This is a genomic window from Micrococcaceae bacterium Sec5.7 (assembly GCA_039636785.1).
Classification (GTDB): domain Bacteria; phylum Actinomycetota; class Actinomycetes; order Actinomycetales; family Micrococcaceae; genus Arthrobacter.
In genome coordinates, this window is the sequence record CP144169.1 from 1,374,032 (window position 1) to 1,395,123 (window position 21,092).

At 63.5% G+C, this 21,092-nt stretch carries 18 protein-coding genes, 1 tRNA gene and 1 pseudogene; 15 read left to right on the forward strand and 5 right to left on the reverse strand.

The features are described from left to right. The first annotated feature begins 34 nt into the window (after nucleotides 1–34). The 4 genes from V3C33_06530 to V3C33_06545 all read left to right on the forward strand — a co-directional run bounded on the left by V3C33_06530 (nucleotide 35) and on the right by V3C33_06545 (nucleotide 4,130). Nucleotides 35–1,807, forward strand: a complete 1,773-nt coding sequence (locus V3C33_06530) for a CTP synthase (protein XAS68924.1) — start codon at nucleotides 35–37, stop codon at nucleotides 1,805–1,807. Between the two features lie 38 nt (nucleotides 1,808–1,845). Beyond that, the gene (locus V3C33_06535; GenBank protein XAS68925.1) at nucleotides 1,846–2,508 is read left to right on the forward strand and encodes an NUDIX hydrolase; all 663 of its coding nucleotides are present in this window, start codon (nucleotides 1,846–1,848) and stop codon (nucleotides 2,506–2,508) included. Further along, complete coding sequence (gene xerD, locus V3C33_06540) at nucleotides 2,508–3,506, forward strand: site-specific tyrosine recombinase XerD (protein ID XAS68926.1); 999 nt, start codon at nucleotides 2,508–2,510, stop codon at nucleotides 3,504–3,506. The genes V3C33_06535 and xerD overlap by 1 nt, the downstream gene beginning before the upstream one ends. Nucleotides 3,507–3,638: 132 nt before the next feature. After that, nucleotides 3,639–4,130, forward strand: coding sequence for an 8-oxo-dGTP diphosphatase (locus tag V3C33_06545; protein XAS68927.1), 492 nt, complete (start codon nucleotides 3,639–3,641; stop codon nucleotides 4,128–4,130). 74 nt (nucleotides 4,131–4,204) lie between these two features. Here the strand turns inward: V3C33_06545 and V3C33_06550 are convergent, their stop codons facing one another. The 3 genes and pseudogenes from V3C33_06550 to V3C33_06560 form a co-directional block, all read right to left on the reverse strand. Then, the gene (locus V3C33_06550; protein XAS68928.1) at nucleotides 4,205–5,344 is read right to left on the reverse strand and encodes a bifunctional 2-methylcitrate synthase/citrate synthase; all 1,140 of its coding nucleotides are present in this window, start codon (nucleotides 5,342–5,344) and stop codon (nucleotides 4,205–4,207) included. Between the two features lie 67 nt (nucleotides 5,345–5,411). Beyond that, nucleotides 5,412–6,317 carry a methylisocitrate lyase gene (prpB, locus tag V3C33_06555; GenBank protein XAS68929.1) on the reverse strand — a complete coding sequence of 302 codons (906 nt, stop codon included), beginning with the start codon at nucleotides 6,315–6,317 and terminating at the stop codon, nucleotides 5,412–5,414. Further along, nucleotides 6,318–7,310, reverse strand: a pseudogene (locus tag V3C33_06560) (MmgE/PrpD family protein). It lies immediately after the preceding gene. Between V3C33_06560 and V3C33_06565 the strand changes: the two are divergent. Then, complete coding sequence (locus V3C33_06565) at nucleotides 7,261–8,679, forward strand: AMP-binding protein (protein ID XAS68930.1); 1,419 nt, start codon at nucleotides 7,261–7,263, stop codon at nucleotides 8,677–8,679. The pseudogene V3C33_06560 and the gene V3C33_06565 overlap by 50 nt on opposite strands. A 48-nt stretch (nucleotides 8,680–8,727) precedes the next feature. Here V3C33_06565 and V3C33_06570 read toward each other — a convergent pair whose 3' ends face one another. Both V3C33_06570 and V3C33_06575 read right to left on the reverse strand, forming a co-directional pair. Then, nucleotides 8,728–9,447: a response regulator gene (locus V3C33_06570; protein XAS68931.1), complete on the reverse strand. Its 720-nt coding sequence runs from the start codon at nucleotides 9,445–9,447 to the stop codon at nucleotides 8,728–8,730. Then, a complete protein-coding gene (locus V3C33_06575; protein XAS68932.1) occupies nucleotides 9,444–11,081 on the reverse strand; it encodes a sensor histidine kinase in 1,638 nt (545 codons plus the stop codon). Before V3C33_06575 ends, V3C33_06570 begins: the two co-directional genes overlap by 4 nt. Nucleotides 11,082–11,220: 139 nt before the next feature. Between V3C33_06575 and V3C33_06580 the strand changes: the two genes are divergently transcribed. The 10 genes from V3C33_06580 (at nucleotide 11,221) to V3C33_06625 (ending at nucleotide 21,013) form a co-directional block, all read left to right on the forward strand. After that, nucleotides 11,221–12,561, forward strand: a complete 1,341-nt coding sequence (locus V3C33_06580) for a cation:dicarboxylase symporter family transporter (protein ID XAS68933.1) — start codon at nucleotides 11,221–11,223, stop codon at nucleotides 12,559–12,561. A 267-nt stretch (nucleotides 12,562–12,828) separates the two neighbouring features. After that, nucleotides 12,829–13,728, forward strand: a complete 900-nt coding sequence (locus tag V3C33_06585) for an AAA family ATPase (protein XAS68934.1) — start codon at nucleotides 12,829–12,831, stop codon at nucleotides 13,726–13,728. A 107-nt stretch (nucleotides 13,729–13,835) separates the two neighbouring features. Continuing rightward, a complete protein-coding gene (locus V3C33_06590; protein XAS69671.1) occupies nucleotides 13,836–14,621 on the forward strand; it encodes a ScpA family protein in 786 nt (261 codons plus the stop codon). After that, the gene (locus tag V3C33_06595; protein ID XAS68935.1) at nucleotides 14,618–15,298 is read left to right on the forward strand and encodes an SMC-Scp complex subunit ScpB; all 681 of its coding nucleotides are present in this window, start codon (nucleotides 14,618–14,620) and stop codon (nucleotides 15,296–15,298) included. Before V3C33_06590 ends, V3C33_06595 begins: the two co-directional genes overlap by 4 nt. A gap of 109 nt (nucleotides 15,299–15,407) precedes the next feature. After that, the gene (locus V3C33_06600) at nucleotides 15,408–16,658 is read left to right on the forward strand and encodes a pseudouridine synthase (GenBank protein XAS68936.1); all 1,251 of its coding nucleotides are present in this window, start codon (nucleotides 15,408–15,410) and stop codon (nucleotides 16,656–16,658) included. Between the two features lie 3 nt (nucleotides 16,659–16,661). Then, the gene (locus V3C33_06605) at nucleotides 16,662–17,771 is read left to right on the forward strand and encodes a prephenate dehydrogenase (GenBank protein ID XAS68937.1); all 1,110 of its coding nucleotides are present in this window, start codon (nucleotides 16,662–16,664) and stop codon (nucleotides 17,769–17,771) included. Beyond that, the gene (gene cmk, locus V3C33_06610; GenBank protein ID XAS68938.1) at nucleotides 17,771–18,484 is read left to right on the forward strand and encodes a (d)CMP kinase; all 714 of its coding nucleotides are present in this window, start codon (nucleotides 17,771–17,773) and stop codon (nucleotides 18,482–18,484) included. Before V3C33_06605 ends, cmk begins: the two co-directional genes overlap by 1 nt. Before the next feature lie 67 nt (nucleotides 18,485–18,551). Further along, on the forward strand, nucleotides 18,552–19,250 hold the full coding sequence (locus tag V3C33_06615; GenBank protein ID XAS69672.1) for a lysophospholipid acyltransferase family protein: 699 nt from the start codon (nucleotides 18,552–18,554) through the stop codon (nucleotides 19,248–19,250). Beyond that, a complete protein-coding gene (gene der, locus V3C33_06620) occupies nucleotides 19,247–20,797 on the forward strand; it encodes a ribosome biogenesis GTPase Der (GenBank protein XAS68939.1) in 1,551 nt (516 codons plus the stop codon). The genes V3C33_06615 and der overlap by 4 nt, the downstream gene beginning before the upstream one ends. A 139-nt stretch (nucleotides 20,798–20,936) precedes the next feature. After that, nucleotides 20,937–21,013 (forward strand) — tRNA-Pro (locus V3C33_06625). The last annotated feature ends 79 nt before the right edge of the window (nucleotides 21,014–21,092 follow it).

Genomic DNA, 21,092 nt, shown 5'->3' on the forward strand with positions numbered 1-21,092 from the left:
GAAACTGTTAATCGACCCGCGGAAGGACCAATTGATGATAGGCTCGAATTCCGTGGTGCAGCGATCAAATTCCCGTGTAAATTCCCGGTTCCCGGGCTCGTCCAAGACGACCAAACACATCTTCGTCACCGGTGGTGTGGCGTCCTCGCTCGGCAAAGGACTGACGGCTTCGAGCCTCGGTCACCTGCTGCGGGCACGCGGCTTGTCTGTAACTATGCAGAAGCTCGATCCCTATCTGAACGTGGATCCGGGCACAATGAACCCCTTCCAGCACGGCGAAGTCTTCGTGACCGACGACGGCGCCGAGACTGACCTGGACATCGGACACTACGAGCGCTTCCTCGATGAAAACCTTGAGGGTTCGGCCAACGTCACAACGGGCCAGATCTACTCAACGGTTATCGCCAAAGAGCGCCGCGGCGAATACCTCGGCGACACCGTCCAGGTCATCCCGCACATCACGGACGAGATCAAGCGCCGCATGCGTCTGCCGGCTGAAGCCAAGACTGCCCCGGACGTTATCATCACGGAAATCGGCGGCACGGTGGGTGACATCGAATCCCAGCCGTTCCTCGAGTCGGCACGCCAGGTCCGCCAGGATGTGGGCCGTGGAAATGTGTTCTTCCTCCATGTGTCCCTGGTGCCTTACATCGGGCCCTCACAGGAACTGAAGACCAAGCCGACGCAGCACTCCGTGGCAGCCCTGCGCTCCCTGGGCATCCAGCCCGACGCGATCGTGCTGCGATCCGACCGTGAACTTCCCGCGTCCATGATGGAAAAAATCGGCCGCGCGTGCGATGTGGACATCGACGCTGTCATCGGCTGTCCTGACGCCCCCAGCATCTATGACATCCCCAAAACGCTTCACACCCAGGGGCTGGACAGCTACATCGTGCGCGCCCTGGACCTGCCGTTCAAGGACGTGGACTGGACCAAGTGGGATGCGCTGCTCGAGGCCGTCCACAACCCGGCACACCGTGTTGAAATTGCCTTGGTGGGCAAATACATCGACCTGCCTGATGCCTACCTCTCCGTGACAGAGGCCCTGCGCGCCGGCGGATTCGCCAACAACGCCAAGGTCAAGATCCGTTGGGTCCCGTCGGACGAATGCGAAACGCATGAGGGGGCTGTCAACTCGCTGAGCGGTGTGGACGCCATTTGCGTTCCCGGCGGCTTCGGCATCCGCGGACTCGAGGGCAAGCTGGGCGCGCTGAAGTTTGCCCGTGAATCCAGGCTGCCGGTACTAGGCCTCTGCCTGGGGCTGCAGTGCATGGTGATCGAGTATGCCCGCAACGTCGTGGGCCTCGAGGGCGCATCGTCCAGCGAGTTCGAACCGGATTCCAAGTACCCGGTCATCGCTACCATGGAAGAGCAGCTGGACATCGTTGATGGCAAGGGCGATCTGGGCGGCACCATGCGTCTGGGGCTTTACGAGGCCAAGCTCGATGAAGGCTCAGTGGTTGCAGAGACCTACGGGACAACCACCGTCAGCGAACGCCACCGTCACCGCTACGAAGTCAACAACAAGTACCGAGAGCAGATTGCGGCCGAGGGACTGGTGTTCTCCGGAACGTCACCCGACGGCAAGCTCGTGGAATATGTAGAGCTGCCGCGCGAAGTGCACCCGTTCTATGTGGCAACCCAGGCCCACCCGGAACTGAGCTCCCGCCCCACGCGTCCGCACCCGCTGTTTGCAGGTCTGGTGACGGCTGCGCTGGCTCACCAGAGCGGCCACGCTGAGAGCACCGGCGGCGCGGCTGCCCCCGCGGCCACGGGCAAGCCTGTCCCCACGGCCGCCGCAAAGTAGCATCGAACAGTAGCTTCGAACCAACAAAGGACGGCGCGATGCCCGGCAATTCTGAAACCCCCCATGCTGCACGGCAGGTTTCGGATGCGCCGAGCCCGCGCCGTCTTTTGTCTTCCCACAGGGTCTATGAAGGCCGGATCTGGGACGTTGTCAGTGACAGCTTCCAGCTGCACGACGACGGCGACGCCTTGGTCCGTGATTACATCGACCACCCGGGGGCGGTGGCCGTTCTCCCCATGAACGACGCCGGCGAGATACTGCTGCTCAAGCAGTACAGACACCCTGTGGGGATGGATCTCTGGGAGATCCCTGCGGGGCTCCTCGACGTGGAGGGCGAAGACTTTGTGGTGGGTGCCGCCCGGGAGCTTGCCGAGGAAGCGGATCTGGTGGCCGGGACCTGGAATGTCCTGGCGGACTTCTTCAATTCGCCGGGATCGTCCAGTGAAGCGATCCGGATCTACCTGGCCCGCGAAATCGGCGACGTGCCGCACCACGAACGCCACGTTCGCACGGATGAGGAAGCCGAGATCGAACTCCACTGGACGCCGCTGGACGAGGCGGTGGCCGCGGTCCTTGACGGCCGCCTGCACAACCCGTCCGCCGTCGTCGGAATTCTTGCGGCAGCCGCAGCACGAGCTGATGGCTTCAGGAACCTCCGCCCGTCCGATGCGCCGTGGCCGGCGCATCCAAGCCAGCGCTGATGCCGGACAGCGCGGCGCCGGCAACGGAAGAGACTCCGTCCAGCGGCGCGGGTGTTCGGCCCCGGACCGCCATAGACCGGGCGGTCACGGATTACTTGCAGCATATGGGCGTCGAGCGCGGTCTGGCCGTGAACACGTTGTCTGCCTACCGGCGGGACCTGACGCGCTACTCGAATTACCTGGCGTCAGACGGCGTCCAGCGCCCCGCCGATGTCACCAGGCATCACGTGACCGGATTCGTGCAGGCCCTGTCCGACGGCTCCGACGGCGGCAGCGCACTCGGCGTCCGCTCTGCGGCCAGAACAGTGGTCGCCGTCCGCGGACTGCACAAGTTCTGGGCACTTGAAGGACTGACGACGGCGGATCCGGCCAGCGATGTCCACCCGCCCATGCCGGGCAAGAGGCTGCCCAAGGCCATCAGCGTTGACGAAGTCACCAGGATTCTCGAGGCGGCCGGCGCCGACACTGCGACGGGGTTGCGGGACCGGGCACTCCTGGAGTTCCTGTATTCCACGGGTGCGCGCATCAGCGAAGCCGTAGGCCTCGACGTCGACGACATCTCGCTCCAGACAGAGGAGGCCGGGCCCGCAATAGTCCGGCTGTTCGGCAAAGGCTCCAAAGAACGCCTCGTGCCGCTGGGATCCTACGGGGCCCGGGCGCTGGATTCCTACCTGGTCCGTGGGCGGCCCCTGCTGGCGGCCAAAGGCAAAGGCACACCGGCTCTGTTCCTCAACGCCAGGGGTGGACGCATCAGCAGGCAGAGCGCCTGGACCATCCTGAAGGCAGCAGCAGACAAAGCCAACATCGCCAAAGACGTTTCGCCCCACACGCTGCGTCATTCCTTTGCCACCCACCTGCTCGAGGGCGGTGCCGACGTCCGCGTTGTCCAGGAGCTGCTGGGGCATGCTTCGGTGACCACCACCCAGGTGTACACGCTCGTCACCGCCGATACCCTGCGCGAAATCTATGCGGCCGCGCATCCCCGGGCCCTGGGCTAACAAAACGATCAGCGACCCTGTATGATTTCCGCCGCATCCGGAACAATGAGTACGCCGGGTGGGTTCCGGGCAATCGCCTGCGCGGGACCGTCCTGGCGCTGGAATAACCCTTCCGGCGCTAGTGTTGAGTTCATGACCTTCACGCCTGTCACCCTGTGTTTCCTGATCCGGGATCTGGGTGGCAGGCGACAGGTTTTACTGGGCCTGAAAAAGACGGGTTTTGGAAGAGGCAAGATCGTTGGCCTCGGAGGGCACGTCGAACCCGGCGAGAGCGATGCCGAGGCCGCCTGCCGGGAAGTCCAGGAAGAGGCCGGATTGACCGTCCGCCAGGCTGACCTTCGGGACGCCGGCCTGGTGAGGTTTGAATTCCCCGCCAGACCCGAATGGAACATGGCATCACGGCTGTTCACAACCCGCATTTGGGGCGGGGAACCATCCGAAAGTCCGGAAATCATCCCGGAATGGTTCGACGTCGATTCCCTGCCATTGGAACACATGTGGCAGGACGCACTTTACTGGCTTCCGGCGGCGCTCGCAGGTGGAATTATCGACGTCGTTATCGTTCTCAATGACGACAACGAGACCGTGCTGAAAGTCCGGGACTACTCGCAATCCGGCCACTGATTTCTTGACGGGTGGTCCTCAACAACGGACCGCCGGCAGGAATCCTGCCGGCGGTCCGTGTGGCGCGGCGGAAGCTAGGGAACGTGCCGTTCGTCAACGCCGTTGTAGGCGCTGAGCGGACGGATCAGCGAGTTGCTGGAAGCCTGCTCCATGATGTGTGCGGTCCAGCCGGTAATGCGGCTGGCCACGAACAGGGGAGTGAACATGGCGGTGTCGAATCCCATCAGGTGGTACGTGGGTCCTGCCGGGTAGTCCAGATTGGGCTTGATGGACTTGGCCTCGTCCATGGCAGCTTCCAGTCCGTTGTAGAGTCCCAGCAGCTCGGGGCGGCCATAGTGGGCAATCATCTTGTCCAGGGCAGCCTTCATGGTGGGCACCCGGGAATCGCCGTGCTTGTAGACGCGGTGGCCGAAGCCCATGACCTTTTTCTTCTGGGCCAGAGCATTTTCCATCCATGCCTTTGCCCGTGCTGCTGCGGCATCCAGGGATTCTTCCGGTCGGATGCCGATTTCATCAAAGGTATGCATCACGGCCTCGTTTGCCCCGCCGTGAAGCGGACCCTTCAATGCCCCGATGGCACCCGTTACCGCCGAGTGCAGGTCGGAGAGCGTGGACGTGATCACTCTGCCGGCGAACGTGGATGCGTTGAACGAATGCTCGGCGTACAGAATCATGGAGACGTTGAAGGCCTCGACGACTTCCGGTACCGCTTCTTCCCCGAACGCCATCCACAGGAAGTTGGCGGAGTAGCCAAGATCCTCACGCGGCTCCACCGCATCCTGGCCGTGCCGACGCCGCTGGTCATAGGAGACCACCGCCGGCATCGCAGCAAACAGATCGATGGCCTTGGCCATGTTGGCCTCAGGCGAGGAATCCTCGGAGAGCTTGTGCCGTGCACCCATCACGGACGCGGCCGTCCGGCATACATCCATGGGGTGGGACGTTGTGGGGAGTGCATCGACAATCTGCTTGACCACCGGATCCAGCGCCCGCCCTGCGCGCTCCCGCGCCGTGAATTCGGCCAGCTGCCCGGGAGTCGGCAGTTCGCCATTCCACAACAGGTAGGCGACCTCCTCGAAGCTGCACCTGGCCGCGAGCTCCTGGACGGGATAGCCCCGGTAAAGCAGCGAATTGCTGTCCGGGTTGACCTTGGACACCGCGGTGTAATCCACCACGACGCCGGCGAGGCCCTTTTTGATGTCTTCTTCAGCCATGCTGAGCTCCTTCATTCCTTGCGCCTGTAGCCCGGCCTGGGCCGGTAGTCCGGTCTGGATATTCGCGTCAGTTCTTTCCGGGGATCTGGAAATTGAAGACGCCGGTGTCAAAGCGGTTGTAGGCCTCGTAGTCCACGAGATCGTACAGCCGTGCACGGGTCAGCATGCCCTCTAACTGTGCCTCCTGAGTTCCGTCGGCCTTGATCGATTCCAGCGTACGCTCAGCAGCCCCCATGGCACTACGGAGCAGCGTCACCGGATAGATCACCATATTCACGCCCACGCCCTGCAGCTGGTCAACGGTGAAAAGTCGGCTCTTGCCGAATTCGGTCATGTTGGCCAGGATCGGCACGTCCACTGCATCACGGATTGCTTGGAATTCGCTGAGATCCTTCATGGCCTCCGGGAAAATGGCGTCTGCACCGGCGTCCACGAGAGCCCTCGCCCGGTCCTGCGCTGCTTCCAGCCCGTCCACGGCGCGGATGTCCGTGCGCGCCATGATGAGGAAGTTCGGATCCCGGCGGGCGTCAGCTGCTGCCCGGATGCGCTTGGTGGCCGTATCCAGATCCACCACGTTCTTTCCATCCAGATGCCCGCAGCGCTTCGGATTGAACTGGTCCTCGATATGGCATCCGGCCAGTCCGGCGTTTTCCAGCTCCTGGACGGTGCGGGCAACGTTCATCGGCTCGCCGAAGCCGGTGTCCGCATCCACGATGGACGGAAGTTCCGTCATCCGTGCGATCTGTCCGGCCCGGGTGGCCACTTCCGTGAGCGTGGTCAGCCCGATGTCCGGCAGACCCAGATCATTGGCCAGAACGGCGCCGGAAATATAGACCCCGGCGAAGCCCTTTTCCTCGATCAGGCGGGCCGAAAGCGGGTTGAAGGCGCCGGGGAACTGCTGGATGGTGCCGGAAGCCAGCAACTCCCGGAGCCGGAGACGCTTCTGTTCCGGGGTGGTCTTGGAGTACAGCATTTAGAACAGCCCCTGCGGTGCAGCGGCGAGATCGATGACGCCGTCGGCGGCCTGGATGTTCAGCTGGTCCAGTTCGCCCTCAACCAGCTGGGGGAGCCGGGCAGCGGCGTCCAGGAACCGTTCGATTTCCTCTTCCGCCACCAGACCGGCCGCCAGCGTGCGGAACTTGTTCACATGCTGTTCGCGGGCAAACGGGCGGGCGCCGAGCGGGTGCGCGTCGGCCACGGCGATCTCATCCGTGACCACGGTGCCGTCGGTGAGCGTGATTTCCACCGAGCCGCCGAAGACCTTTTCGGCCATGTCCAGGGAGTGGTAGCGGCGGGTCCATTCCGGGTCCTCCACCGTGGTGACCTTGTGCCACAGCTCCACGGTATCCGCCCGCCCGGCACGTTCCGGAGAGTAGGAATCAACGTGGTGCCAGGAGCAGTCCTGCAGCGCAACGGTGAAAATGTAGGGGATGGAGTGATCCAGCGTTTCGCGGCTGGCAGTGGGGCTGTACTTCTGCGGATCGTTGGCTCCCGAGCCGATCACATAGTGCGTGTGGTGGCTGGTCCTGATCAGCACGGAGCCAACGTTGGCCGGATCCGTGACCTCCGGGTGTTCGCCGTGGAGCTTCCGGGCGAGGTCGATCCACGCCTGCGCCTGGTACTCCGCCGAGTGCTCCTTGGTATAGGTGTCCATGATGGCGCGCTTGGCCTCACCGGCTGCGGGAAGCGGAACGGTGTAGGAGGCCTCCGGTCCATCCAGCATCCAGGCGATCACGCCGTCTTCGCCTTCGTAAATGGGTACGGGGGAGGTCTGGCCGCGCATGGAACGGTCAACAGCCTCAACGGCCATCTTTCCGGCAAAGGCCGGAGCGTGGGCTTTCCAGGTGGAGATCTCCCCTTTGCGGGACTGCCGCGTGGCAGTGGTCGTGTGCAGTGCCTGGCCCACGGACTGGAAGATGGTTTCGACGTCGAGACCCAGCAGCGTACCGATCCCGGCCGCCGCGGACCGGGTGGTGATCTACATGCCGATGATCCCCGAAGCCGCCATCGCCATGCTGGCAACCGCCCGCCTGGGCGCCGTCCATTCCGTGGTCTTCGGCGGGTTTGCGCCCAAAGAGCTGGCCGCACGCATCCGGGACGCCGCGCCCGCGGTGGTGGTCACGGCATCGGGCGGCATCGAGCCGTCGCGCCGCGTTGAATACCTGCCGGCCGTTGCCGAGGCGCTCGAACTGGCCGGCCGCCCGGACACCCCGGTTCTGGTCAAGGGACGCGACGGCTTTGCAGCCAAGGTGACTGACTTCGACGGCTGGCTGGACCGGGACACCGAGTTGGCCACCGCCGCGCCGGCAGGACCGGTGGACGTCAAAGCCACTGATCCGCTCTACATCCTGTACACCTCGGGTACCACCGGGACACCCAAGGGGGTTGTCAGGGACAACGGAGGGCACGCCGTGGCGCTCGCCTGGACGATGGAAAACGTTTACGACGTCGGTCCAGGGGACGTGATGTGGACTGCCTCGGACGTCGGGTGGGTAGTGGGTCACTCCTACATCGTGTACGGCCCGCTGATAGCCGGAGCCACGACGGTCCTCTACGAGGGCAAGCCTGTAGGCACTCCGGATGCGGGTGCTTTCTGTTGGGTGGTCCAGGATCACGGGGTCAACGTCCTCTTCACAGCACCAACAGCTCTGCGGGCAATCAGGAAAGCCGATCCCGAGGCGGCGCTGCTGGCCGGATATGACACCTCGAGTCTGCGGACCCTCTTCGCCGCCGGCGAGCGGCGAGGCAGTTGCCTCCGGGGTGGAGGGGACATTGTGCTCGGGCTCCCTCTGCCGCCGGGTACCCTGACTACCCTGTGGCGGGATGACCACCGCTACGTGTCGTCATACCTGCAGGCATTCGACGGCGCCTACGCGACAGGCGACTCGGGGTATCAGGACGAGGAAGGGTACGTCTTTGTTATGGGTCGGACCGATGACATCATCAACGTCGCCGGCCACAGACTATCCACAGGATCCATGGAACAGGTCATCGGACAGCACCCCGCTGTTGCCGAATGCGCCGTCATCGGCGTCGCGGACCCGCTCAAGGGCCAGCGCGCCAGCGGCTACGTAGTGCTGAAATCCGGCGTTGAGATGGAGGCTCCGGTCTTGGTGCAGGAGCTGATTGCTCTGGTCCGGCGGGACATCGGGGCTGTTGCCGATTTCAAGAATGTCATGGTGGTGGATGCCCTGCCCAAGACCCGTTCAGGGAAGATCCTGCGAAAGACCATGCGACAGATTGCCGACGGCGACGAGTACGTCATTCCTTCCACCATCGAGGATCCGGAAGTCATCCATCAGCTGATCGGGAAGCTCCGGCCCACAGGCGATTGAAGCAGGGGATTGGTGACGGCGGTTTGAAGCCGGGGTTGAAACTCCCGGTCATGCGCGCGCCCACCGGTATTCGTTCTCCGGGCGCCCGGGAGCACCATAGCGTGCGGTGCGGGAAAGTGTGCCCGCATCCGCCAGATATTCGAGGTAGCGGCGTGCCGTCACCCGCGACATTCCCAGCGCTTCCATCACCTCCGTGGCTGAAACGGCGCCGTCCTGCTTCTTCATGAATTCCTGGACAGCCTCGAGCGTCGAGGGTGCCAGGCCCTTCGGGAGAGGCAATTCCGATGGCGCACGCAAGCTGGCAAACGCCTGGTCCACATCACTCTGCGAAGCCCGGGCCCCGGCCCTGGTGGTTCCGGATTCCGGCGAAGAGAGCTGTTGGCGGAACAGGCGGTAGCTCTCCAGCTTGTCCGCGAAGGTGGCATAGGTGAAGGGTTTGATGAGGTACTGGACCACCCCGATGGCAACCGCACTGCGGACAATGGCAAGCTCCCTGACCGCCGTGATGGCAATGATGTCGGCGAAAAGTCCGGATGACCGCATGCGCCGGGCAATGTCCAGTCCGTGGAGATCAGGCAGATTCATGTCCAGCAGCACCAGTTCCACGGCGTTCCCTGCGGCCGAGAACTCAGTGAGCAGCCGGAGAGCCGACTGGCCGTCCGGCGCTGTGCCGGCCAGCGAAAATCCCTCGAGCCTGCCCACGTACGCTGCATGGGCTGCCGAAGCCACCGGCTCATCCTCAACGACGAGTACGCGGATATCGGTCAATGTGGCTCCTCTGAAGGGCGGGGGGTTGCCGGGGGCAGGAGCACATGAAACCGGGCCCCGCCTGAGTTGGTAATGGTCATGGTGCCGCCGAGCCGCAGAACTGCCTGCCGGACCAGTGCCAGCCCGAGGCCCCGTCCGAAGCGGCCCGCCGACTTCGTGCTGAAACCATGCCGGAATATATCATCCACCGAGCTGGGGTCGATGCCCGGTCCTGAGTCCTGGACGGTGATTTCCAGGCCCGCGGTGCCCGAGTCCACCGTCAGGCCCACGCGTTTGGGGCCTGGGGCGTCCGCAGCGGCGTCGATGGCGTTGTCCAGCAGGTTGCCAAGAATAGTGACCAGATCCTGGACGGCCAGACCGTTCACGGCAGCCGATCCCGCGGCACTGATCACCAGTTCCACACCGCGTTCGTGGGCCTCCGCCGCCTTGCCCATGATGAGGGCGCTAAGCACGGGCTCCTCGACCGAGCTGATCATTTCATCAGTGAGCTGCTGGCTCAGCTCCAGATCCTTGGTGGCAAAATCCAGGGCGTCCTCGGTCTGGCCCAGCTCCATGAGCGAAACCATGGTGTGCAGCCGGTTCGCATGTTCATGGGTCTGGGCGCGGAGGGCATCGGACAGCGTGCGCATGGTTTCGAGCTCACTCCCGAGCGACTCGATTTCGGTGCGGTCACGGATCGTGGCCACGGTTCCGAACACGGCCGTGCGCTGCCGTCCCGCAGGCGAACCCGGACCCAAGGCAGGGCTCTGGTTCACCACAAGGATGCCGGAGCCCGTCAGATGTATTTCGTCGTGGGCCGTTCTGCCGGACTCAAAGAGCTCCTTGAGGCTTGCGGGCAGCGGAAGATCAGCGAGCAAAGGCATGCGGGCCGGATCGCCGTCGGCCCCGCGCGGAGCCAGCCCCAGCAGTTCGGCCGCCTGATCGTTGTACATCACCACCCTGCCCTTGGTGTCTATCAGGATGACACCTTCCCGGACCGAGTGTAGAACGGATTCGTAGTAGGCAAAGAGCTGGGCAAGCTGTTCCGGCCCCCAGCCGCGCGTGACGTTGCGAAGGTACCGGCCCAGAAGCCAGGATGCCACGGACCCGCCCACCAGCAGTGCGAGTGCAATTGCCAGGAGTGCCGGCAGCCTGCCCAGGAGCGCCACATCCACCGTCCGTACGGTGACTCCGGCGGACACGAGGGCTTTGACGTTGCCGCCGGGGTCTTTCACCGGCGCGATGGTGCGCACAGAGGGGCCAAGGGTGCCCACGGCGATCTCGGTGAAGACCTGGCCGTTCAGGGCCGCATCGATGGACCCGATGTATGGCTTCCCTAGTTCCTCGTCCCGTGGGTGGGTCCACCGGGTCCGGTCGGGCGCCATGATGGTGATGAAATCCGCGCCCGCGTCCGCGGTGACCTTCAGTGCGTAGGGCTGAAGCAATGCGGATGGGTCCGGTGCGGCGGCGGCCCCAAGCACCAGCGGATTGTCCGCCACCGCCGTGGCCACCGCTGCCATCCGGCGGCCGGCTTCGTCATAGGCATGATCCCGGGCATCAATGAAGGTGGCCGTGCCCACTATGGCGGTGAGTGCCAGCATAAACAGCAAATGGGCCACAAACAGCCTGCGGGCGATGCTCCAGCGGTGAATCATCAACACCTCCATGACCAATATGAACGCAACGGTGAGCCAAGTCACTGTGTACCCAATGATGGATATCACACCGGACCGACGTGAAGAGCCCAGAGACTGTGCCGCAGCGTCTTCCAGATTATCCATAAGGAGACACATCATGGCTTCTCAACGAGGAGAATCAGCCGCGCCTGCCAAGGCCGCCCGCAAGGGGCTGGACAAATCCCATTATCTTTACATCGCGGTCATCGTCGCCGTTGTCCTCGGTGCGGTGATCGGCCTGCTGTTCCCGGAAGTCGGCAAATCACTGAAACCCCTGGGCGACGGCTTTATCAAGCTCATCAAAATGATGATTGCACCGATCATCTTCTGCACCATTGTTCTGGGCATCGGTTCCATCGCCAAGGCAGCAACCGTGGGCAAAGTCGGCGGCCTGGCACTCGCCTACTTCATCGTTATGTCCACCTTCGCCCTGGCGATCGGCCTTGTGGTCGGCAACCTCATCCACCCGGGTGACGGGCTGAATCTGACGCCGTACGACCCCAACAAGAAGGCGGCCACCGACAGCACTGCAGACTTCCTGCTCGGCATCATTCCGGGCGATATCCCCGTGCTGCCCACTCTGCTCGCAGCCATTCTGGTGGGCTTCGCGCTGCAGAAAATGGGCCCGCAGGGCGCTCCGATCCTGAAGGCCATCGCCCATGGCCAGGGGCTTGTATTCCGCATCCTCATCATGATCATGTGGCTTGCGCCAGTGGGAGCCTTCGGCGCAATCGCTGCCGTGGTCGGCGCCACCGGCTTCCAAGCGATTGTCAGCATGTTTACCCTCATGATCGCCTTCTACATCACCTGTGCACTCTTCATCGTGGTCATCCTCGGCGGCATTCTCCAGGTGGTGGCGGGAGTCAACATCTTCAAACTGATGAAGTACCTGGCCCGGGAGTATCTGCTGATTTTCTCCACCTCGTCCTCCGAAGCAGCACTGCCGCGTCTCATCGCCAAGATGGAACACCTCGGCGTTTCCAAGCCTGTCGTCGGCGTCACCGTTCCCACCGGCTACTCCTTCAACCTGGACGGCACGGCCATCTACCTGACTATGGCATCGTTGTTCGTAGCGAATGCCATGGGCACTCCGCTTGACCTCGGTGCGCAGATTTCCCTTTTGATCTTCATGATCATCGCCTCCAAGGGTGCCGCCGGTGTTACCGGTGCAGGACTTGCCACCCTCGCCGCCGGCCTGCAGGCCCATGCGCCCCAGCTGCTTGGCGGTGTGGGCATGATTGTCGGAATCGACCGCTTTATGTCCGAGGCCCGTGCGCTCACCAACTTCACCGGCAACGCCGTCGCCACCGTCCTGATCGGTACCTGGGTCAAGGAGATCGACGGCGAACAGGTTGACCGCGTGCTGTCCGGTGCAGAACCGTTCGACGAGCTGACCATGGTTGCCGGTCACCACGGCGTGACGGAAGCAGCGGAGCCGGCAGTTCCCGTGAACGCCTGAATGAACGCCTGAGTAAACGCGCAGGCGAAAGCCTGAACAGCCACTGCTCTGCTCCAAGGACCGCCCGTGCAGGAATATCTGCACGGGCGGTTTTGCGTCGGCCTGCGGTCAACCCTCGACTTCTACCAGAAGGTCAAGGCTCAGGCGGAGCCTCATATCAAGTTCCGTTGAATACCGTGTCGGGCGCTGTAGCCTTGGTGGGAAGCAGGATCGGCGCTGGGTATCCAGCGGCAGTAAATCACCGTCATCGAAAGTGTGGATAGATACGTGAGCAGCGAGCAGGGTTCAGCAACTCTGGAAGGCACGGAACTCGATCTGGAAGATGCCGTGATGGGCCCCACCGGGCGCCCGCACCGCGAATTTCCGGAGCCCGCGCCGCTGTCATCGCACGGACCGGCACGCGTTATTGCCATGGTCAACCAGAAGGGCGGCGTGGGTAAAACCACGTCCACCATCAACCTTGCAGCGGCCCTCGCCGAGTACGGCCGCAGGGTGCTTCTGGTGGACTTTGACCCGCAGGGCGCCCTGTCAGCAGGTCTGGGAACCAACCCGCACGAGCTGGATCTCACGGTCTACAACGTCCTGATGGACCGCAAAGTGGATATCCGCGATGCCATCCGGCACACCGGCGTCGAGAATGTTGACCTGCTTCCCGCCAACATCGATCTGTCCGCCGCCGAGGTGCAGCTGGTCAACGAGGTTGCCCGTGAACAGATCCTGGACCGCGCACTGAAAAAGGTCGAGGACGACTACGACGTCGTGCTCATTGACTGCCAGCCGTCCCTGGGGCTCCTGACGGTCAATGCCCTCACCGCGGCTCACGGCGTGATCATCCCGCTGATCTGCGAATTCTTTGCCCTCCGGGCCGTGGCGCTGTTGGTGGAAACCATCGAGAAAGTCCAGGACCGGCTGAACCCGGGGCTCCAGGTGGACGGGGTGCTGGCCACCATGTACGACGCCCGCACCCTGCACAGCCGTGAAGTCATCACCCGCCTCGTCGAGGCATTCGGGGACAAGGTATTCGAGACTGTCGTCAAGCGTTCCATTAAATTCGCGGACGCCACGGTGGCTGCCGAACCGATCACCAGCTATGCCGGCAACCACATCGGCGCAGATGCCTACCGCCGCCTGGCCAAAGAGCTGATTTCGCGCGGCGGCGCGCCCTAGCCAGGGCCGTGGCTGAGTCAGCGACTCCGCTAGCGGAGCCCAACAGTCAGGGTACCGGAACGCACGACGGCGGCGCCCCGGCGGATGGCAAAAGGCCCGGCTTTGAGGTGCGGCTGGCTAATTTCACCGGACCCTTTGACCTTCTGCTCGGATTGATTGCCAAGCATCAGCTGGACATTACCGAGGTGGCAATTGCCACGGTCACTGACGAATTCATCAAGTACATCAAGAAGCTACAGAAGCTGGGGGAGGAATGGGCGCTGGATGAAGCCAGCGAATTCCTGGTCATTGCCGCCACCCTCCTTGACCTGAAAGCAGCCAGGCTCCTCCCGGCAGGCGAGGTGGAGGACTATGAGGACATTGCCCTGTTGGAGGCCAGGGACCTGCTTTTCGCACGGCTCCTTCAGTACAAGGCCTTCAAACAGGTGGCGGCCCTGATCAATGCAACCCTTGAGCTGGAGTCGCGCAGGTTTCCGAGGCAGGTGGCGCTCGAAGGGCATTTTGCCGCCCTGCTGCCGGAGCTCGTCTGGAAGCACACACCCCAGCAGTTCGCGGCACTCGCAGAAGCGGCGCTTAAGCCCAAAGAGGCTGCTCCCACGGAGGTCGGGCTGACACACCTTCACGGGAATGCAGTCAGCGTCAGGGAGCAGGCGGAACTCATGGGTTTGCGCCTCCAACATGGGAGGCCTCTGTCTTTCCGCGCGCTGATTGCCGACGCCGATTCCACGCTGGTTGTGGTGGCACGTTTCCTGGCCCTGCTCGAGATGTTCCGGGACAAGGTGGTGGCGTTCGACCAGCTCACACCGCTGGGCGATCTGACAGTGCATTGGACAGCCAACGGAGACAGCTGGAGCAACGAGAACCTGAGTGAAGAGTATGAGGAGCAGCCATGAGCGAAGCATTTCCGGAGCGCGGGCCGGACGCGCAGGCCGTCCCCGAACCTGGACTGGATGTCACCACGCTGCCCGGCGGTGCACGCGCGGCCATCGAAGCCGTGCTGATGGTGCTGGACCAGCCGGCCACGGCCACCGGGCTGGCCACCGGGCTGAACCTGACTGTCGCCGTCGTCGAGCAGCTGCTGGCGGAACTGCAGAGTGAGTATAACGGCTATACTGTTAAAGCCCCGGACATGGACGTTGCCAGCAATGCTGGCTTCAGCTCCACCGCCCGGGGTTTTGAATTGCGGAACATCGCCGGTGGCTGGCGGATATATTCGCGCACCGAGTTCGCCGACGTCGTTGGTGGCTTTGTGCTCGAAGGTCAGACGGCCCGGCTCACGCAGGCGGCGCTTGAAACACTTGCCGTCATCGCGTACCGCCAGCCCGTATCGAGGGCAAGGGTGTCTGCAATTCGAGGAGTCAATGTTGACTCTGTTGTGCGGACGCTTACCCAGCGCGGACTCATCGAAGACTCCGGAACTGATTCTGAGTCGGGTGCCGTTCTGTACCGCACAACGTCGTATTTCCTTGAACGCATGGGAATCGGCTCGGTGGCTGAGTTGCCTCAGCTTTCACCGCATCTTCCGGGGCTTGAAGGTATTGAAGAGTTCTATGACGCCGGAAGAATGTAGGCAGGTTTCTGTCTGCACACGAGTACTCACAAGGGCAGATTTATTCTGCATGGCTGGCTAATGTTGTCTTTGGACAAGCATTACCGGCCAACATAACGAAGGACGGGTCATGACACAGGCGGGACGCCAGGGTTCACCACGTAACAGTTCCGGACGTAATAGTTCAGAACGCAATTCAACACCGAATGCCTCACAAGGCGGGGGGAGCCGCGGCTCGGCTCAGGGCGGCGGAAGCCGCGGCGGTGCCGGCCAGCGCAGCGGGGGATTCGGCGGCGGAGGCCAGCGCGATTTCTCCAAGGGCGGCGACCGCCCCTACAAGGCACCCAGGCCGCGCGAGGAACGCTTCATCGACCCCGATGAGCAGCCGGCACCCAGCCGCGAATCCGCCCCGGGCCGCAGTACAGCAGGCGCGAAACCATCGGCGCGCAAGCCCGGCGCACGCAAACCGGGTTTCGGAAAGGCTCCCGGAACTCCCGGCGCCCTCAAGCCGAAGCCGCGGTCCGGTGCAGCCAAGACGTTCGGCACCCGCGCGTTTGGCGGCGAACGGTTCGGCCAGAACCTTGGCCCCATCCGCAAGCCGGCCCGCAAGCGCGGTCCGCGCAACGAGGTGCCGCAGTCTGAGCTCCACGATTCCGATGGCGTCCGCCTGCAGAAGGTCATGGCCCAGGCCGGGGTGGCCTCGCGCCGCGTCTGCGAAGAGATGATCGCCGAGGGCCGTGTTGAAGTTGACGGCCAGGTGGTCACCGAGCTTGGTGTCCGCGTTGACCCCACGTCCGCGGTCATTCACGTGGATGGCCTTCGCATCCAGCTGGACGAGACTCTTGTTTACATGGTGTTCAACAAGCCCAAGGGTGTTGTGTCCACCATGGAGGATCCCGATGGCCGGCCCTGCATCAGCGATTTTGTCCGCAATACCCACGGCGAACGCCTGTTCCATGTGGGACGGCTGGACGTCGCCACTGAGGGGCTGCTGCTCCTGACGAACGACGGCGAGCTGGCCAACCGTCTGACGCACCCGTCCTATGAGGTACCCAAGACGTACCTGGTCCAGGTCCGCGGTCCGTTCCCGCAGGGTGTCGGCGCACAGCTGAAGGCCGGCGTCGAGCTCGAGGACGGCATCGCCTCCGTTGACTCCTTCAAACTGGTGGACTCTACACCGGGCCACGTGCTGATCGAAGTTGTGCTGCACTCCGGCAAGAACCGCATAGTCCGGCGCCTGTTCGACGCCGTTGGCTTCCCGGTACTGCGCCTGGTGCGCGTCAAGGTTGGCCCCATTGGACTGGGCGACCAGCGCCAGGGCAGCATCCGCAACCTTGGCAAGCAGGAAGTCGGCCATCTGCTGGCATCCGTAGGGCTCTAGGGCATGTCGGCATTTCGCACGCGCGGCCGCGGCCACCTGAACGGTCCGGTAGCCGTCATCGGCACAGGGCTGCTCGGTGCCAGCATCGGGCTGGGCCTCCGGGGCCGCGGTGTGATGGTTTTCCTGTCCGATCCGTCGCCGACCAACCAGGCTGTCGCCGTCGATATTGGCGCGGGCCTGCCGTTGGCAGCGCTCGGTGATGAACAGCCTGAGCTGGTGGTTGTTGCCGCGCCGCCGGATGTCACAGCGGATGTTGTGGAGCGGGCTCTGGCGGACTACCCGCTGGCTGTTGTAGTTGACATTGCCAGCATCAAGGCGGGAATCCAGGATGAACTGCGCCGTCGCGGCGTGGATCTTGCCCGCTATGTTGGCACCCATCCCATGGCCGGCCGTGAGAAGTCCGGGCCGGTTGCTGCCCGCGGCGAGCTGTTCACGTCCATGCCGTGGGTCCTTTGCCCCGCGGAGGAGACCTCACCGGGCGCTTTGGAGACTGCGCGTGCTCTGGCCACTGATCTGGGGGCTGTGATTTCGCAGTTCACTGCCGAAGAGCACGACGAAGCGGTGGCCCTGGTTTCCCATCTGCCGCAGGTTATGTCGTCCTTGCTGGCGAGCCGGCTTCAGGGCACGCCTGTGCATGCCCTGTCCCTGGCCGGGAACGGGCTGCGCGACGTCACCAGGATTGCCGCCAGTGATCCCACGCTGTGGGTTCAGATCCTTGGCGCAAATGCCGGGAAAGTGGTGGAAATCCTTCTTGGGGTGCGCGAGGATCTCAACCGCCTCATCGGCACGCTGGAAGACCCCACTGCTCCCGGAGCCCGCTTGGATCTTGCGCAGCTGATCAGCGAAGGAAACGCAGGCCAGTCCCGCATTCCAGGCAAGCACGGCGGGCCGCCGCAGGCGTATTCATGGCTGACTGTGCTTGTGGACGACAAACCAGGGCAGATTGCCCGTCTCCTGACTGAGATCGGGGAGATCGGCGTCAACGTGGAAGACCTCCGGCTCGACCACTCGTCCGGGCAGAACGTGGGCATGGTGGAGCTGTCGGTCCTGCCCAATAAGCACGACCTGCTGATCGAAGCCCTTAACGACCGCGGATGGCGGGTACTGCAGTAATGACACAGGAACTGATTGATACCCTGCCGGCGCTACGCCAAGGCAGATCGCTGGTGGTTGCCATCGACGGGCCGTCCGGTTCGGGCAAATCAAGTGTGAGCAAGGAAGTGGCCCGCAGGCTGAAGCTGGCGTATCTGGATACCGGGGCAATGTACCGGGCGCTGACGTGGTTCTGCCTGATCAGCGGAATTGATCTGGACGACGGCGCTGCTGTGGAACAGGCTTCCAAGGACATGTCGCTGGACATCAGCACGAGTCCCCATGACACGTACGTCCGGATGGGCGGCACCGATGTGACGGATGCCATCCGCGAACCTGCCATCTCCTCTGCAGTCAGTGCCGTGGCCACTACACTGGGCGCCCGCACGGAACTCATCCGCCGCCAGCGCGAACTGATCGAAAAGCACCACCGCCGCATGGTGGTTGAAGGGCGTGATATCACCACCGTCGTCGCGCCCGGCGCGGAAGTACGCATGCTCCTCACCGCAAGCGAGGAGGCGCGGCTGCGCCGCCGGGGGATCCAGCTGGGCGGCACCCAAAGTGCCGAGCAGCTGGCCGCTCAGGTCACGCAGCGTGATGCCAAGGACTCCACGGTGGTGAACTTCACCCAGGCGGCGGATGGCGTGGTGACGCTGGATTCCTCAGAACTGGACTTCGAGGAGACCGTGAAGGTTGCTCTGGGCATCGTTACCAAGGTCATCAACCATGACTGAGGTCGGGACGCGCGGAACCACACTGGTGGGGAAAGCCAGCGACGCCGGGCTGCCGGGTCCGTGGACCATGGTCTGGAGCCGGCCGGTTGGCTGGTTCCTGAACCATGTCCTCTACCGGACATCCGTGACAGGGCGGGGCAACGTTCCGGCCGACGGCCCCGTGGTTTTTGCCGGCAACCACATCAGTTTTCTGGATGGCCCGGTGATGTTCGGCGCTTCCCCGCGGCCCATGCATATCCTGGTCAAGAAAGAGATGTTCCAAGGATTTTTGGGACGGGTTCTCCGCGCCTGCGGCCAGCTTCCGGTGGACCGCTCCGGTGACAGGGCGGCCCTCCAACTCAGCAAGAGCATGCTCGACTCCGGCCGTTGCATCGGGATTCTCCCCGAGGGGACCCGGGGGAGCGGCCAGGCAACCGGAATCAACAACGGTGTGGCGTGGCTGGCACTTAACTCACGGGCAAAAATTGTACCCGTGGCCATCCTGGGTACCCGGATGGGCCAGGAACACCTCGACACCGTTCCGCGGCCGGGCAGAAGATTTCACGTCAGTTTTGGTGAAGCCCTCAGTGTCAGCCGGAACCCCGGCGAGACCGGCCGTGCTTCAATGGACAGGGCGGGAATGGAAATCCGCGCTGCGCTGGCGAGGCATGTCCAAGAGGCAATTCAACACAGTGGGCAGCCTTTGCCCCACGCGGATTCCCCGCAAATACAACTTAAAGCAGTAGCCGGGACGCCGGCAGATCACCACATAAGGAAAGTGCAATGAGCGATACGACTCAAACCTCCGGCCACTCCGGCGCCGGCGAAGACGAATACACGCCCACCGGCACCGACCAGGTGGCCGAGCGGGTGGCTGCCTTGGACGACGACGAGGCAGAGGTCCGCGCGGCCTCACTCCGCGCCGGCCTGGATGACTACGAACTTGATGAGGAAGATGCCGCGCTGCTCAGCGGCCTCTACGATGACCCGGACTTCGACGGCCCGGTCAAGCTTGACCCGGTGCTGGCCATTATCGGCCGCCCCAATGTGGGTAAATCCACGCTGGTGAACCGCATCCTCGGCCGCCGTGAAGCCGTGGTGGAAGACACCCCCGGCGTTACGCGCGACCGTGTGATGTATTCGGCGCACTGGAATGGCCGTAACTTCACCGTGGTGGATACCGGTGGCTGGGAACACGATGCCCGCGGCATCCATGCCCGCGTGGCCGAACAGGCCGAAATGGCCGTGGAACTGGCTGACGCCGTTCTGTTCGTTGTGGACTCCGCCGTGGGCGCAACGGCAACGGACGAGGGCGTTGTGAAGATGCTCCGCAAGAGTAAAAAACCAGTCATCATGGTGGCCAACAAGGTGGACGACTTCGCACAGGAGGCTGATTCCGCAACGCTCTGGGGACTGGGCTTCGGCGAGCCGTACCCGGTTTCGGCCCTCCACGGCCGCGGTGTTGCTGACCTCCTGGACCACGTGATGGACACGCTCCCGGAATTCTCCACCATTGAAGGCCTGGAGCGCTCCGGCGGCCCCCGCCGCATCGCACTGATCGGCCGCCCCAACGTCGGCAAGTCCTCGCTCCTGAATAAGCTGGCCGGTTCCGAACGTGTGGTGGTGGACAACACTGCCGGCACCACCCGCGACCCGGTGGATGAGTACATCGAACTCGGCGGACGCACCTGGCGGTTCGTTGACACCGCCGGGATCCGCCGCCGCCAGCACATGGCGCAGGGCGCCGATTACTACGCCTCGCTGCGCACACAGAGCGCGCTCGAAAAGGCGGAGGTCGCCGTCGTGCTTCTGGCCGTGGACGAGGTCATGAGCGAGCAGGATGTCCGCATCCTGCAGCTGGCCATCGAATCCGGCCGCGCCATGGTGCTGGCGTTCAACAAGTGGGACTTGCTGGACGACGAACGCCGCCGCTACCTTGAACGCGAAATCGAGCAGGACCTGGCGCATGTCGAGTGGGCACCGCGCGTCAACATCTCGGCCAAGACCGGCTGGCACAAGGACCGTCTGGTTCCTGCCCTGGACCTTGCTCTCGAGAACTGGGACAAGCGAATTCCCACAGGACGCCTCAACGCGTTCCTGGGCGAGCTCGTGGCCGCACACCCGCACCCGGTGCGCGGCGGAAAGCAGCCGCGCATCCTGTACGGTACCCAGGCGTCCAGCCGCCCGCCGAAGTTTGTGCTGTTCACCACCGGGTTCCTGGACCCGGGTTACCGCCGCTTCATCACCCGCAGGCTCCGCGAGACTTTCGGTTTCGACGGCACGCCCATCGAGGTCAACATGCGCGTCCGCGAAAAGCGCGGCAAGAAGCGTTAACTTCGACACACCAGCCCCGTGGCACGGCGAAAATGTCACGGGCACCCTCCGGAATCGTGTAAGCTTTTGGAGGTGGTTCGGCCGGACTGCTGAGGCGAAAATCTTCGGATATCGCTCCAGCGGAGAACGGCAGGACTGACGGGCTGTAGCGCAGCTTGGTAGCGCACTTGACTGGGGGTCAAGGGGTCGCAGGTTCAAATCCTGTCAGCCCGACCAGCAACAACAGAAACGCCCCGGAGACTATCTCCGGGGCGTTTCTGCGTTCCCGGAATGTCATCTCAATGGTTCTGCGGAC

Excerpts from the sequence above, each read along its gene's own strand:
- V3C33_06530 (XAS68924.1), top strand. The coding sequence starts at position 35 with ATGATAGGCTCGAATTCCGTGGTGCAGCGATCAAATTCCCGTGTAAAT.
- V3C33_06535 (XAS68925.1), top strand. The coding sequence starts at position 1,846 with ATGCCCGGCAATTCTGAAACCCCCCATGCTGCACGGCAGGTTTCGGAT.
- xerD (XAS68926.1), top strand. The coding sequence starts at position 2,508 with ATGCCGGACAGCGCGGCGCCGGCAACGGAAGAGACTCCGTCCAGCGGC.
- V3C33_06545 (XAS68927.1), top strand. The coding sequence starts at position 3,639 with ATGACCTTCACGCCTGTCACCCTGTGTTTCCTGATCCGGGATCTGGGT.
- V3C33_06550 (XAS68928.1), bottom strand. The coding sequence starts at position 5,344 with ATGGCTGAAGAAGACATCAAAAAGGGCCTCGCCGGCGTCGTGGTGGAT.
- prpB (XAS68929.1), bottom strand. The coding sequence starts at position 6,317 with ATGCTGTACTCCAAGACCACCCCGGAACAGAAGCGTCTCCGGCTCCGG.
- V3C33_06565 (XAS68930.1), top strand. The coding sequence starts at position 7,261 with ATGGTTTCGACGTCGAGACCCAGCAGCGTACCGATCCCGGCCGCCGCG.
- V3C33_06575 (XAS68932.1), bottom strand. The coding sequence starts at position 11,081 with ATGATTCACCGCTGGAGCATCGCCCGCAGGCTGTTTGTGGCCCATTTG.
- V3C33_06580 (XAS68933.1), top strand. The coding sequence starts at position 11,221 with ATGGCTTCTCAACGAGGAGAATCAGCCGCGCCTGCCAAGGCCGCCCGC.
- V3C33_06595 (XAS68935.1), top strand. The coding sequence starts at position 14,618 with ATGAGCGAAGCATTTCCGGAGCGCGGGCCGGACGCGCAGGCCGTCCCC.
- V3C33_06600 (XAS68936.1), top strand. The coding sequence starts at position 15,408 with ATGACACAGGCGGGACGCCAGGGTTCACCACGTAACAGTTCCGGACGT.
- V3C33_06605 (XAS68937.1), top strand. The coding sequence starts at position 16,662 with ATGTCGGCATTTCGCACGCGCGGCCGCGGCCACCTGAACGGTCCGGTA.
- cmk (XAS68938.1), top strand. The coding sequence starts at position 17,771 with ATGACACAGGAACTGATTGATACCCTGCCGGCGCTACGCCAAGGCAGA.
- V3C33_06615 (XAS69672.1), top strand. The coding sequence starts at position 18,552 with ATGGTCTGGAGCCGGCCGGTTGGCTGGTTCCTGAACCATGTCCTCTAC.
- der (XAS68939.1), top strand. The coding sequence starts at position 19,247 with ATGAGCGATACGACTCAAACCTCCGGCCACTCCGGCGCCGGCGAAGAC.